Source organism: Pantoea sp. SYBGC1 (assembly GCF_057197005.1).
Genome location: NZ_JBXUNM010000002.1, coordinates 295,566 through 308,020, shown reverse-complemented (window position 1 = coordinate 308,020; position 12,455 = coordinate 295,566). Strand labels below are relative to the sequence as shown.

The 12,455-nt window shown below is 52.4% G+C and carries 11 protein-coding genes and 1 pseudogene; 5 read left to right on the top strand and 7 right to left on the bottom strand.

Going from position 1 to position 12,455, the window contains the following annotated elements; all coding sequences use genetic code 11:
* Positions 1–138: 138 nt before the first annotated feature.
* The 3 genes and pseudogenes from AC2CF9_RS06975 to AC2CF9_RS06965 form a co-directional block, all read right to left on the bottom strand.
* A pseudogene (locus AC2CF9_RS06975) lies at positions 139–997 on the bottom strand (SMP-30/gluconolactonase/LRE family protein).
* A gap of 99 nt (positions 998–1,096) precedes the next feature.
* Positions 1,097–1,570, bottom strand: coding sequence for a DMT family transporter (locus AC2CF9_RS06970; RefSeq protein WP_150016697.1), 474 nt, complete (start codon positions 1,568–1,570; stop codon positions 1,097–1,099).
* Positions 1,571–1,584: 14 nt separating this feature from the next.
* Entirely contained in the window at positions 1,585–2,982 is a 1,398-nt protein-coding gene (locus tag AC2CF9_RS06965; protein WP_484556599.1) for an amidohydrolase family protein, read from the bottom strand.
* A 129-nt stretch (positions 2,983–3,111) separates the two neighbouring features.
* On the opposite strand from AC2CF9_RS06965, the gene AC2CF9_RS06960 reads away from it, so the two are divergent.
* The gene (locus AC2CF9_RS06960) at positions 3,112–4,029 is read left to right on the top strand and encodes a LysR family transcriptional regulator (RefSeq protein ID WP_150016699.1); all 918 of its coding nucleotides are present in this window, start codon (positions 3,112–3,114) and stop codon (positions 4,027–4,029) included.
* 92 nt (positions 4,030–4,121) lie between these two features.
* Here the strand turns inward: AC2CF9_RS06960 and AC2CF9_RS06955 are convergent, their stop codons facing one another.
* Positions 4,122–5,312 (bottom strand): MFS transporter, encoded by a 1,191-nt coding sequence (locus AC2CF9_RS06955; RefSeq protein WP_150016700.1) that lies wholly within the window; start codon positions 5,310–5,312, stop codon positions 4,122–4,124.
* 87 nt (positions 5,313–5,399) lie between these two features.
* Here AC2CF9_RS06955 and AC2CF9_RS06950 point away from each other — a divergent pair, with 87 nt between their 5' ends.
* The 3 genes from AC2CF9_RS06950 to AC2CF9_RS06940 all read left to right on the top strand — a co-directional run bounded on the left by AC2CF9_RS06950 (position 5,400) and on the right by AC2CF9_RS06940 (position 7,442).
* Positions 5,400–6,194 (top strand): AraC family transcriptional regulator, encoded by a 795-nt coding sequence (locus AC2CF9_RS06950; protein ID WP_150016701.1) that lies wholly within the window; start codon positions 5,400–5,402, stop codon positions 6,192–6,194.
* 242 nt (positions 6,195–6,436) lie between these two features.
* Positions 6,437–6,937: a P-loop NTPase family protein gene (locus AC2CF9_RS06945; protein WP_150016702.1), complete on the top strand. Its 501-nt coding sequence runs from the start codon at positions 6,437–6,439 to the stop codon at positions 6,935–6,937.
* A gap of 238 nt (positions 6,938–7,175) precedes the next feature.
* Positions 7,176–7,442 carry a hypothetical protein gene (locus tag AC2CF9_RS06940; RefSeq protein ID WP_150016703.1) on the top strand — a complete coding sequence of 89 codons (267 nt, stop codon included), beginning with the start codon at positions 7,176–7,178 and terminating at the stop codon, positions 7,440–7,442.
* A 199-nt stretch (positions 7,443–7,641) separates the two neighbouring features.
* On the opposite strand, the gene AC2CF9_RS06935 is transcribed toward AC2CF9_RS06940, so the two are convergent.
* From AC2CF9_RS06935 to AC2CF9_RS06925, 3 genes are all read right to left on the bottom strand, one after another.
* Positions 7,642–8,115 carry a hypothetical protein gene (locus AC2CF9_RS06935; RefSeq protein WP_150016704.1) on the bottom strand — a complete coding sequence of 158 codons (474 nt, stop codon included), beginning with the start codon at positions 8,113–8,115 and terminating at the stop codon, positions 7,642–7,644.
* 267 nt (positions 8,116–8,382) lie between these two features.
* The gene (gene fhuE / locus AC2CF9_RS06930; RefSeq protein ID WP_150016705.1) at positions 8,383–10,545 is read right to left on the bottom strand and encodes a ferric-rhodotorulic acid/ferric-coprogen receptor FhuE; all 2,163 of its coding nucleotides are present in this window, start codon (positions 10,543–10,545) and stop codon (positions 8,383–8,385) included.
* A gap of 345 nt (positions 10,546–10,890) precedes the next feature.
* Entirely contained in the window at positions 10,891–11,157 is a 267-nt protein-coding gene (locus AC2CF9_RS06925) for a YdgH/BhsA/McbA-like domain containing protein (RefSeq protein ID WP_071668142.1), read from the bottom strand.
* 619 nt (positions 11,158–11,776) lie between these two features.
* Between AC2CF9_RS06925 and AC2CF9_RS06920 the strand changes: the two genes are divergently transcribed.
* On the top strand, positions 11,777–12,397 hold the full coding sequence (locus AC2CF9_RS06920; RefSeq protein WP_484556645.1) for a LysE family translocator: 621 nt from the start codon (positions 11,777–11,779) through the stop codon (positions 12,395–12,397).
* The last annotated feature ends 58 nt before the right edge of the window (positions 12,398–12,455 follow it).

Here is a 12,455-nt window from a genome sequence, read left to right as displayed (position 1 = left end):
TCATCTTTATCCAGTTGAAACGCCTTGTGGCCGTTTCTCGCTCATAGCGGACGTTGCTCCAGTATCAGTCCGCTTTGTGCCAAAAGCGGACATTTTCTTTGAGTCTGAACGGGCAACGTTCTGCCAGTATCAAAACCGTTAAATAGTGTGTACTGCAAAGCGGTTCTCAGGCAATCCGGGGCTGACATCAGATTGAGCTTTTAGCAGTGCACCGTCATATTCAAACAGTGTAGTAAGTCCCACAGAAGCCGTGGTGCAATAGAGACGGGTAAACCCCTCACTGCCAAGTGTCGGGCAGGTGCTCTGGATTCAGGGTGAAGTCAGAGTAGCGTAGGTGGTCCCATCCGGGTGGTATCGGACAACACGGTTCCCCCCATTCAGCATTCCACAAATAGCCCATGGCATCCACGCAGGAACCATCAGGCGCACCATCACCTCCTGTTTCAGTGAACACTCGCTGATGATCGAGAGAAGGATAATCGCAGCACATTATACGGTTCTGCATGGAGTCGCAGTAATACATCGTTCCGCCGTCCGGGCTGAAACAGATACTGTTCGGGATGGCTACCTCTGGTAGAGGAAGCGTTTCAATGCTGAGCGTCACCGCGTTAAGCCTGTGAAATTTATCGATGACTTTCGCTGGAAAACCGTCATCCATTGTCCCGAAGACAAAATTACCGGCTCGGTCGCATCGCCCGTCTCCTGTACGCGTTCCCGACTCTCCCGGCGAGTCTGCTAACGGGATGAATTCACCGGTATCGATGTTACAAAAGGCCAGCCGGGAGGCCAGGGCCATCAGCAGGACGTTCTCTTTTTCAGTCAGTGCAAATGAACCAAGACGTTCAGGAAGTGCCTATCGCATGACGATACCTGTACCTTCTTCTAAAACGAGCAACTCACTGCCTTCAATGTCAGTCCAGTAAAGCCTGCGTGTTCTTTCGCACCAGAGGGGACACTCGCCCAGCAAATTTCTGACATTGGCCGCTGATGAAAACATGTTATTTCTCCGGAAGAGATAAAATTATCATTCTGGCTGAACTGAAGGTCACGGACGCCTGCATTCGGGCATATGTCCGCAACCGGCAGTGTTGCCTTATTAATGCATAAAACGCTCAGTAAACCGATCGCCAAAAAGCATGATGGCGAGTCCAGTCAGCATGACCAGCATTCCTCCCAGCTTCGGCAACGAGACTGGCCGCCTGATCGCGCCCAGCAGGCCAAAATTGTCGATCACCTGTGAGGAAAGTAGCTGTCCGACAATTGCCAGACCGAGCAGGGCTGAAAAACCGATTTTGGGAGCGAGTACAACGTAGCTGAATAACGCACAGGCACCAATCAGTCCGCCCGCCAGACTCCATACAGGCTGCGAAGGAATAGCAGCAAGGGAGGTGAATAACCCTCCACGCAGCAGCGAGTAAATTCCAAGGCCGAACGCCCCGGCCGTAAAGGAAAACAACGCGGCGGTAACCGGATCCCCACCGAGCCCTTTTGCAAGCTGACTGTTCAACGTCGTCTGAAGAGTAATGCCCAGGCCCGCTGCAAAAGCTATTACGTAATAAATCGCGCTCATGCTGTTATTCCCTGTCAGTTTGCCTGGACCAGCGGCAGGAATTTTTCCGCAAAGATGTCTGGCTCATACCCTGCTGCCGTAAATAGCCGCTCGCGTGATTCATCAATGGCGGCGCGTAGGCGCTCACTGTCCACACCCAGCACTTTGCCGTTCTGCTTGACGATGCGCCCGCCGATCATCACGGTATCGATATTGCTGCGTTCAGTCGCATGCACCACCGTCCCGAATGCATTTCCGTTGGGATAAAGGTTAAGGTCAGCCGCGTTAATCAGAATCAAATCTGCCTGTTTGCCTGGTGCCAGGCTCCCGATTTTATCCTGCAGTCCGGCACAAACCGCGCCATCTAAAGTTGCCGACTTAAGCAGCTGCGCTGCCGGGATTGTTGTCAATGAATGCTCTGAATCACACCCGTGCTGCTTATGCATACCCATTACGCGCTGCAGATAAAACGCCACGCGCATTTCCATAAACATGTCGGTGCTGTAAGATGTTTCGTTATCCACGCTCAGACCCGGTGTTATGCCATGACGCTGCGCGGCCTCAATAGCGAACATTCCACTTTCAATGCCATAGTGCGAATCTGAGCGTGGACAGACGTTCACCCGGACACCCGCTTCCCGCAGAATTTCCCATCCCCGGTCAAGCAGCGCCGTGCAATGATTGAAAATATTGTCCGGACCCAGCAGCCCCTGCTGATGCAGCGACTCAAGTTCAGACCCCATCTCAGCCCCAAAGAACTCCGTGACAATCGGCAGCCCCAGCCTGCGGGCCTCGGCCCACAATTCCGGCTCCAGCTGCGCCATGACGGCGAGGGAGACCAGACTTTCAGGGTTGTTGGTGAAATACTTCTCCTGCAGGCGCTGCCAGTTTCCCGGCCAGTGCGCTCTATCCCATTCGCCTGCTACCGGCGCACCGGACGCATGAATAGCGCGAATACCGGCATCAAGCAGGGCCTCGACGGCGGCGTCTGAATGCGCTGCGGTACGGCTGTTGTGCGAATTATCAATCATGGTAGTGATACCCGCATCTATCGCGCCCAGCGCCGTCAGCAGGTTACCAACATAGATATCGGCAGGCCGGTAATATTTTGCGAACGAGAAATGCGTGGTATTGCTGTAGTCGTCCAGACAGGTGGCGTTGGGGTTGATGCGGCGCAGCTGACCTTCCCAGGCGTGACGATGAGAATCGACCATCCCTGGCATGGCAATCATGTTGTTGGCATCAATCACCTGCGCACCCGGCGCGTCAAGGTTTTGGCCTATAGCGGTGATCGTGGAGCCGCTGATGAGAATATCACCCCGTTCAATGTTACCGACGTTCTCGTCCATGCTCAGTATCGTCGCGCCACGAATCAGCGCAACCTTTGATTTAACATTCTGATTTTTAACAATATTTCTAATGTAACCGCTCATTGACTTGTCTCTTTCCTGATTAATGGAGAAACGATACGCCATGCTATTAACCTGAAAAAGATGCTTAAAACGTTTTCATAATTCATAATTCGCGAATAATCGGACTCACATTTATTACGGAACAGAACCATGGACAGGATTCAGGCTATGCAGGTTTTCATGCGGGTTGCTGAAGCCGGAAGTTTTGTGCGCGCGGCCGAAACACTGTCACTACCCTCATCCACCGTCACCAGCACAATTAAAAATCTTGAAAAATATCTGCAGGTTCGCCTGCTTAACCGGACGACAAGGCGGGTCAGCCTCACGCCTGAAGGCCTTCAGTATCTGGCGCAGTGCCGGGAGATCCTGTCGCTGATTGAACACACTGAGTCCAGCCTGACCGACTCCGTACGGCGCCCGCGGGGACGGCTGCGTGTTGATATGCCCGGGGGTATCGCCCATTTTATCGTTATGCCCCATTTGAAAGATTTTTACCGGCTCTATCCGGAAATCTATCTGATGATTGGGGTCAGCGACCGACAGGTCGATCTTGTTCAGGAAGGCGTGGACTGCGTTATCAGAACCGGTGAATTAACCGACTCCACGCTGGTTGCGCGTCCGCTTGGCCGGTTTCGCTGGGTGACCTGCGCCTCGCCGGACTATCTCAGGGAATACGGTATGCCTGAGACGCCGGAAGCGTTATCGCAGCACAGAGCGATCCATTATTTTTCCGGTTCCGGAAGACGCACTAATGAACTGCGCTTTACACAAGGCACGGAGGCATTCTCCGTTCAGGTCGGGGGAAATGCGGCCGTTAACGAAACGGGACTCTATATCAGATTGTGTCTGGAGGGCTTTGGGCTGGCGCAGCTTGCTGAAAATGTGATTTCGGCGGACCTGCAGCAAGGCAAACTGATTGAGGTCCTGGCGGACTGGCAGCCTCCTTCAGTGCCAGTGACGATGCTCTATCCGCATCAGCGTTTTCTCTCTCCTGTCGTGCGTGCTTTTGCTGACTGGGTCGCCGGGCTTTTTGATCATAGCGCGGCGGAAAATCGGTCTGCCCGGTAAAATATGCTCCGATAGCAGGAAGATGCCTCAGCATGATATTTAATAGCACCCACAGCAGAAGAACCTGCTGTCCCCCTGCTGTGGCAGAAATGTCAGCCCGACTGCTGCGCAGGTTCCAGGTGCGCATTTCGTCCGGCAGCCATTCCGGTGCAGGCACCTGCGACCGCGATTGCTGCGGTCATCAGTAGCGGTACCGTCCAGCCTCCGGACAGCTCCTGTACTTTACCCAGCAACAGTGGTCCCATTGCCGCCATCAGATAACCGACACTCTGTGCCATGCCTGACAGCGCGGCAGCATCACCGGCGTTTTTAGTACGTAGCCCGATGAAGGTCAGCCCCAGCATCATACTGGCGCCAGAGCCGAAGCCGAGAAGCGCCGCCCACAGCATCGCCAGATTCGGCAAATACAGGATGCCGATAAAGGACACCGCGGTTACCAGGCTGACGCCAGCAGCAGCTAATTTCTGATCGTTAAGACGGCGCAGCGTGGCGGCCAGAATCAGGCCGGGAATGGCGGTGGTCAGCTGGAGGATCCCGTGTACCTCACCAGCCTGAGCTGAGGAGAATCCACTGTCCGTAAGAATGGCTGGCAGCCAGCCGACCGCAACATAAAACGGCATCGCATTCAGGCCCATAAACAAAGTGACCTGCCAGGCCAGAGGCGAGCGCCAGACCGCAACGGTAGCCGCTTTTTTCTCCCCCACAGCTGGAAGCTGATGCGTTTCCTTCAACTGGGGCAACCATAAAAGCAGCGCCAGCAGAGGCGCAATCACCAGCATGGCTAACGCGATGTTCCAGCCCCAGCTCTGCGTCAGAGGAATAACAATGGCTGAACCAATAGCACCAGCCGCGCCCATGGTGATGGAATATGCCCCCGTCACGGAAGCCACGTTGCCGGAAAAATCGCGTTTTATTAGGCCAGGCAGAAGAACATTGCATAGGGCAATCCCGATACCTATCAATATGGTTCCGCCATAAAGCGCCCAGACACTGCCCGTGGAGCGAAGCAGAATGCCGGCTGAAATCACGGCGAGCGCACTAAAAAGGGTGCGTTCCAGACCATACTTCCTTGAGATGGAGGCGCTCAGGGGTGAAAAAGCGGCAAAAGCCAGTAAAGGTAGTGAATTAAGCAACCCAACGGCAGTAATACTTAGCCCAAAATCATGGCGAATTGACTCTAAAACGGGTGCAACAGCGGTAAAAGGAACACGCAGGTTAATGGCGATAAAGAGGATACCGGTCACAAGTATGACTGAAGACCACTTGTTCGTAGTGTGGGGCATAAACTGTGCTTTCTCTGAAAAAAAGAAAGACTTTAAAGTACACATGAGTTACAGAATACAGATAACCTGACAACATATAACTAAATCATGCCATCTCAAAAGAAACCGGTGACCTCGCCGGAAGAATTTACAGCCGATGCATTCAGTCAGGCTGCTATCGCCCTGCATGTATCTTCGTCTGGCGAGTATGCCGGGCAAAGTCCGCACGACCACCGTAAAGGCCAGCTTATTCTCTCGTGGCGCGGTGCAGTGAGCTGTGAGGTTGAAGATGCGCTGTGGCTTGTTCCACCGGGACATGCTGTCTGGGTACCGGGGGGAATCCCTCACAGCTGCCGGGTCACAAAGAATGCAGAGACCTGCTTTCTGTTTATTGAACCCGGCGCGGCAGCGATGCCGGAAACCTGCTGTACCCTGGCGATTAGTCCTCTGGTCCGCGAGCTTGTTCTGTATCTGGCAGAGCAGGAACATGCTTATTTACCTGACAGTAAAACCGCGAGGCTGGCAGCGGTGCTGCTTGAACATATACCGGACGTGCCGGTTAAAGCGCTCCATCTGCCGGTATCCGGCCATCCTAAAATCCGTGCTATGGCTGAGAGACTTTTTAAGGATCCTGATGACCGGAAGACGTTAAAAGATTGGGCTGCACACCTGGCAACCAGCGAGCGATCGCTGGCCAGGCTGATAAAAAAGGCTACAGGACTGAGCTTTGGTCGCTGGCGTCAGCAACTGCATTTAATGATTGCGCTTAGCCATCTGGCAGAAGGTCAGCCCGTGCAGCGCGTAGCCGGAACGCTGGGATACGATTCGGTCAGTGCATTTATTACGATGTTCAGGAAAGCGCTGGGTAAATCACCGACTCAATATTTTTCATCTCTAAACTAATGCAGAAAGACACCAACCGGAATTTTATAAACAACGCCAACGTCCGCTTCTCGCTCATAGCGGCCCTTCAACTCAGTCAGTTTGTCCGCTTAGTGCCAGAAGCGGACATTTTTTCTCTCAATCAGAAAGAAATGAGATGATCATCAATTTATAAAGTGCCAATTCTGCAGAAACGGGTTTTTACTATATTTTGTTTTATATATCATACGTTTTCAGAAGTGATTAATAATAAGAGTATAAACATGTGCAATGACTTACAGCGTGTGCTGATTATGGGAAATAGCGGTTCAGGCAAAAGTTGGCTTGCTGCACGTATCTCTGAATTCAAAACATTACCTGTTACAGATTTAGATACTCTTTACTGGGAACAAGATGGTTACGGGAGAGCCAGGGAAAAGACAGAAGTGATTAAAGATGTTCTTGCAATAGCAAATAAAGAACGCTGGATTATTGAGGGCGTATATGGCTGGATCGCTGATCAAGTCTCTTATTACGCTTCTCATGTCATATGGCTGACGCCTAAGCCAAGCGAATGTGTTGAAAACATTGAAGTCAGGGGGATAAGAAACAATGGATCTGTTGAAGATTATAAAGCCTTGCTGGAATGGGCTTCCTTGTATGAAATACGAACCGGGTCGAGTAGTTATGAGGGACATCTTTCTGTCTTTTCAAAAGTCAGTCCCGAGAACCAAATAAAGCTAGCTAGTCGCGAAGATATCAATCAGTTCCTCACTCAACTTTGATAATGCAGTTCATTAAACGTCCGCTTCTCGCTCATAGCGGACGTCATAAGCCTTTCTCTGTGATTCAGACCTGCCGCAGATTAAATGACGCTTAAGCATTACGGCTTTTAAGCGACGTGAAAGATACTTATCAGGCCTGCGGCCTTAAGCGGTCGCGTGTCCGGGCAGGCATCGCATTCATTTTGGGACTACAGTTACCGATGAGGTTGTCATTGACTCGTATCAGGAGGTGTATTCAGTGTTTGATCACGACGACGATCAGGAGAAACCTGTCATCGGAGAGGCAGCACTCAACCTTGCAATGGCGGGACAGGAAATCAACCAGCGAACCTTAACGGCGGAGCTGGATTTGATGGCTGATAACGCCACTAACGCGGTCAGGGCGGAGAAAATCAGAAAAGCCAGACACTGGCTTAATGGTTTTCCTCAAACTGATATGCGCGACAAGGCTGGGCTGCACTTAAAGATGAAAGCAGATCCGGACGACGACGGAAAACATCACTAACCGTTGCCCGGCCCCGGCCGGAAAACGACGAAGATAAGCCAACCTCATAACGGGCGCGTCCGACGCGTACCGGCCGGAGAAACTGTCAGGGATGACACCCGGTTGTTAACTCAGGCAACACCAGCCAGAACGGATAACAGATAAAAAATCTGCCCTGCCCCATTATAAACCTCCTGTTCTGTCAGGCCGGGGGAGGCGTTTAGTGATGATCGGAACGCGTGGCGAAGAAGACCACAGCGGCTCCGAGAGCAACAACCAGCGTATCTTCAATCAGGCCGCTTCGGGTCTGTCCGATTTTTGTTATCGCCTTTTTGCGTGCTGCAAGCGTGGCATAAGCCAGTGGCACCGCGGCAGAAATAGCCACCGCGGCCCCGGTTTTCTCTTCGCCACGAGGTGCCAGCGCGGCACCGGCAATCCCGGCACTGGCCACGCGCGCCGAAAGTCCCAGAAACACAGTGCGGTCCGGCGCTGACTTCATTTTGTCGCCATACAACTCCCCTGCCCCCATCGCTAACGCACCATATTTAAAGAGCGGCCGATCCAGCAGCAGCAGAGCGCCTGACGTATCGCGCTTCGCAAGGCGTGCCGCAGCAAGAGCCGCCATCGGCGTCATTGAACGGCAGCTGGCGACCACGCCAATCAGGGCAGAATAAACAAAACGCGTTATTTTCATTATTGATTTTCCCGATAGTGAGAGATCTATTTGCTCTTACGCTCCGCCGGGATATAAGGCGGGAACGCGCTAGTTAATAAGCACATTTACAGGAGCACATTATCTGAGTGCTGGGATCTATACTGCCAGCGGCATGCCTGCTGGAATAATCAGTATAGATGAGTGGCCGGAGCGTGCAGAAAGAAGAGAAGCGGGCGGGTGATATGGAAGCATTCAGGCATGTCAGCGTATTGCATGCCTGAATGCGGATATCGACTATCCGATCTGTCAGAACTGCCAGGAAACGCTGACGTTCATATTGCGTGGCTCACCATAGACGTAACTGTTCATATAGCTGTAGTAGTGGCGATCAAAGAGATTATCGAGGTTGGCCTGCACCGCAATCTGTTTATTCACCTGATAGCGCGCAAACAGCGAAGCCAGCGGATAGCTGCCCTGATACACCCGTACACTCTCACCGCTGGCGTTGGTCACATCCTTAAATACCCGATTCTGCCAGTTCACGCCGCCGCCAATGGTCAGGTCAGGAATAGCGGCCAGCTGATAACGGGTGAACAGCTTAAAGGAGGTCTGCGGCTGGTAACTGTTAAAGCGGCCACTTTTGTCACGCGCAACATAGCGGGTGGCACCAAATGTCAGTTGCAGATTATCAGTCACTGCACCATTCAGTTCAAACTCTGCGCCTTTACTCACGGCACCTTTAGCGGCGACATAAGCCTGCTCGCTGCCATTCAGGTAGACACCATCAAGCGCCTGACCGACATCATCCTCTTCAATACGGAATATCGCCACGGTGGCGGTGAGCAGGCCATCGTTCCAGGCAGATTTCAGCCCGGTTTCATAGCTTTTTCCGGTTACGGGTGACAGGTAGCCGCCTCGGGTATCACGATAGGTCTGCGGCAGGAAAATAGCGGTGTAACTGCCATAGGCGGACCAGGTATCGTTGATGTCATACACCAGCCCTGCATAAGGCGTGGTGTTGTTTTTAGTCACCTCTCCGCTGCTGCCGGTGGTGCTCCACTGGGTATAGCGCGCGCCAACAATCAGTGACAGCGGATCGGCCAGCGACAGACGTGCTGCGCTGTAAACGGATTTCTGCCGCACCGTGTCATTGGCGTTGCGATACCAGCCCTGCCACGCCGGCTCCGCTACATTACCGCTCCAGTGGTTATCAAAAATACCCATATCGGCTGCCGTGATCTCACGCGCTTCTGCATCGCTGAAACCATCCTGGCTATACGTTGCATTGTGCTGCCGGCTGTAACTGGCGCCCGCCATTAACAGATGCTGACGACCAGCCAGCTCAAACGGGCCGCTGGCGAAGCCATCGACAGAGTCCAGTTTACGCTTGCCGCGATCCATACTGCCGTAGCCGGTCGTACCCTCACCGCTCTCACGATCGGGATTGCCCATTACATAGAGCAGCTTATCGCTGAATGTGTTTTCGGCGTGCGTGCCGTTAATATGAACATTCCAGCCGTTATCAAAGTTATGTTCAATATCGGCAAAGACTTTACGGGAGTTAGTATTGTAGCGCGCCCAGCTGGCTGCTGAATTCAGGCTGCGATCGTAATGGGTGGTGGCATTATTACTGTAAAACATCGGCAAACCGCCCCAGGTTGGGTTGCCGGTATTGTTATCTTCGTAGTCATATCCCAGCGACACGGTGGTGCTCTCAGAGAGATCGGCATCAATGACGCCGTAGATAAACTTTTTGGTCTTCTGATAGCGATCCAGCCAGCTTTGCTGATCAGTGTAGCCACTTACAATGCGGCCACGCAGGCTGCCATCTGTGTTCAGCGGAGAAGAGAGATCGGCCACATAACGCTGCTTATCCCAGCTGCCATAGCTGGCACTCAGCGTTCCGGTAGCGATTTTGCTGTCGGCATGTTTGCGCACCATGTTGATTGAAGCAGCCGGGCTGCCCGCGCCGGTCATCAGGCCGGTTGCACCGCGCACGATCTCAATACGGTCATAAATAGCGGAGTCGGATGCCGCATCGCCATAATTCCATGCGTCGTTGACCAGAGCCGGAATACCATCAAACGTAAAGTTGCTGACTTTGAAGCCGCGCGAATAGTACTCAGAGCGTTCACTGTCGACAAGATTAGTGGATATGCCGGTAACGTTGGTTAATACATCATTAACCGACTGTAAATCCTGATCCTGCATCCGCTGCTGTGTCACCACGCTAAGAGACTGCGGTACATCGCGCGGTGTCAGCATCAGCTTAGTGCCCGCGCGGGTGGTCTGCACCGCATAGTTCTGGTTACTGAGTGCACTGTTATCGGCTGAATCAGTGCTGACGATCATCTCCTGCGTATCCTCCTCTGCCGCCCGGGCGGGAGTAAGAAGAGAATGCACGGTCAGTGCCAGTAATGAGATGCTGAAGAGGTTATTGAACCCTGATTCCCTGCTACAAAAAGCCATAAATTCTCTCTTAAACATTGGTATTAGGTTAAGCAGTGATGCGCAGTTTTTATATTTATCCGTTCAGCGCCAGGCAGGCAGAGGCCCGCCCCACCTGAGAAAGACAATGATAATCATTTGCTTTAGCAATTCTCTAAAAGATTCCATTACAAATGTAACTTTATGTAAAAATCATAAAATTCAGATAGATGGAGGGATAAAACCTGGAAATAGCTGTGATTTATGTTATGTCGATGCAGAGAAAGGCAGAGAGCAGAAGGTTATGAGCGGTGATTACAGGAAGAGTCACGGCACCATTCAGGCAGGCTATCCATAGCCTGCCGTTTGCATATAACAGACCCGCTGTTATTTATAGACGGTAGCGGTAGCTGACATCTTTGAACCCTCTTTTGCAGAGGTAATGACGTAATATTTACCGCCCAGTTCATCTGCCTTTTTAGAGAGGTCAGCTTTGGCATCTGAAGGTGCAGTCTGCTCTTTCATCGAGCTTATCTTGCCCACTTCCTGATACTGGCTGGCCTGTTCTTTAGTGATCTCCTGCGCGGCTAAAACGGAGCCAGAGGCGAGTGTTCCCAGAAACAGAGCAGCAGCGACCATTATTTTACGTTTCATACATTAGTCCTCGTGAAATAAAAAATAACCGGATATCCCTATAAACAGATAGTTCAGAATAAAAATAAAGCAACGTCATTTCAGGGGATTTTTTAATTATGCGGTCAGACAGCTTTTACCCGCAGCCGGCTGTCCGATCCGGTGATACAGGTGTGATGTCGACACTGTCACTTTCTACCTGAATACAACGGCCTGCCGGGCGATTCACGGTAGCGCGAGCGCTTCCTGCGAAGCGGCCGTACGTTATAGCCAGCGGCAGGCGTCGCCGCGCGTAAATATATTTACTGCCTTCAAACCACCCGCCGGTTTTATTATCACAGGCAGCATTTCTACTTTTTCACAGCAGATCGCTGCATCTGATATTTATTTCTGTATGACGGCCGTTGCCAGGATGATATTTATTTTTCCGGGTCGGATAACGCAGCAGGTGCGTATTGCTCTTTGGCGATAATTGAGCGTTTATCGTAAACGCTATATGCTGTATAAGCCGTTCGCCCGTCGGCCGAAAAGCTGCTGCTGCACTCGTCCGTTGCTCAGCAGCCCGGATTAGCCTGAGTAAAGGTTTGCCTCAGATGGATGCCTGCGACCAGAACAACCTGTTGCCTGAAGAAGAGATATGATGACCATAATGGATGCGCTGCTGGCATTCAGCTTTGCCGCGCTGTTACTGACTCTGACGCCGGGCTTGGATACCGCGCTGGTATTGAGAACGGCAACGGTTGAGGGACGAAAACAGGCGGTTCACGCGGCGCTGGGTATCAGCACCGGCTGTCTGGTCTGGGGAGCCGCCGTGGCATTCGGGCTGGGGGCGCTCATCGCAGTGTCGGAACTGGCTTACGACATCCTGAAGTATTGTGGCGCGCTCTACCTGAGCTGGCTGGGCATTAACATGCTGCTGCGTCCGAGAAAGCAGCTGACGCTGGCGGATAATACCGCTAAAAAAGGCTCAAACTGGTTTTTGAAAGGCGTGCTCGGCAATGCACTCAACCCTAAGATTGGCATTTTCTATGTCTCCTTTTTACCGCAGTTTATTCCGCAGGGTCACTCACCGGTACTGTGGACCTTTATTCTGGTCGGTATCCATATTGCGATTGGGACGAGCTGGTCGATGGCACTGATAAGCGCCACGCGCCCGCTGGCAACGATACTGCGAAAAGAGAAGGTCATTCGCTGGATGGATCGTACCACCGGCGCCATTTTTCTGGCCTTTGCGGCCCGTCTGGCCCTGAGCCGTCGCTGAACAGCACGGCTACGGTAAACCTGCCGCTGCCGGCCTGAAACGCTGCTCAGGCCGGCAA

What these genes read in the sequence shown, in the direction of transcription:
- AC2CF9_RS06960 (WP_150016699.1), top strand. Translation starts at nt 3,112, where the DNA reads ATGGACAGGATTCAGGCTATGCAGGTTTTCATGCGGGTTGCTGAAGCC.
- AC2CF9_RS06920 (WP_484556645.1), top strand. Translation starts at nt 11,777, where the DNA reads ATGACCATAATGGATGCGCTGCTGGCATTCAGCTTTGCCGCGCTGTTA.
- AC2CF9_RS06950 (WP_150016701.1), top strand. Translation starts at nt 5,400, where the DNA reads ATGCCATCTCAAAAGAAACCGGTGACCTCGCCGGAAGAATTTACAGCC.
- AC2CF9_RS06925 (WP_071668142.1), bottom strand. Translation starts at nt 11,157, where the DNA reads ATGAAACGTAAAATAATGGTCGCTGCTGCTCTGTTTCTGGGAACACTC.
- AC2CF9_RS06965 (WP_484556599.1), bottom strand. Translation starts at nt 2,982, where the DNA reads ATGAGCGGTTACATTAGAAATATTGTTAAAAATCAGAATGTTAAATCA.
- AC2CF9_RS06945 (WP_150016702.1), top strand. Translation starts at nt 6,437, where the DNA reads ATGTGCAATGACTTACAGCGTGTGCTGATTATGGGAAATAGCGGTTCA.
- AC2CF9_RS06970 (WP_150016697.1), bottom strand. Translation starts at nt 1,570, where the DNA reads ATGAGCGCGATTTATTACGTAATAGCTTTTGCAGCGGGCCTGGGCATT.
- fhuE (WP_150016705.1), bottom strand. Translation starts at nt 10,545, where the DNA reads ATGGCTTTTTGTAGCAGGGAATCAGGGTTCAATAACCTCTTCAGCATC.
- AC2CF9_RS06955 (WP_150016700.1), bottom strand. Translation starts at nt 5,312, where the DNA reads ATGCCCCACACTACGAACAAGTGGTCTTCAGTCATACTTGTGACCGGT.
- AC2CF9_RS06935 (WP_150016704.1), bottom strand. Translation starts at nt 8,115, where the DNA reads ATGAAAATAACGCGTTTTGTTTATTCTGCCCTGATTGGCGTGGTCGCC.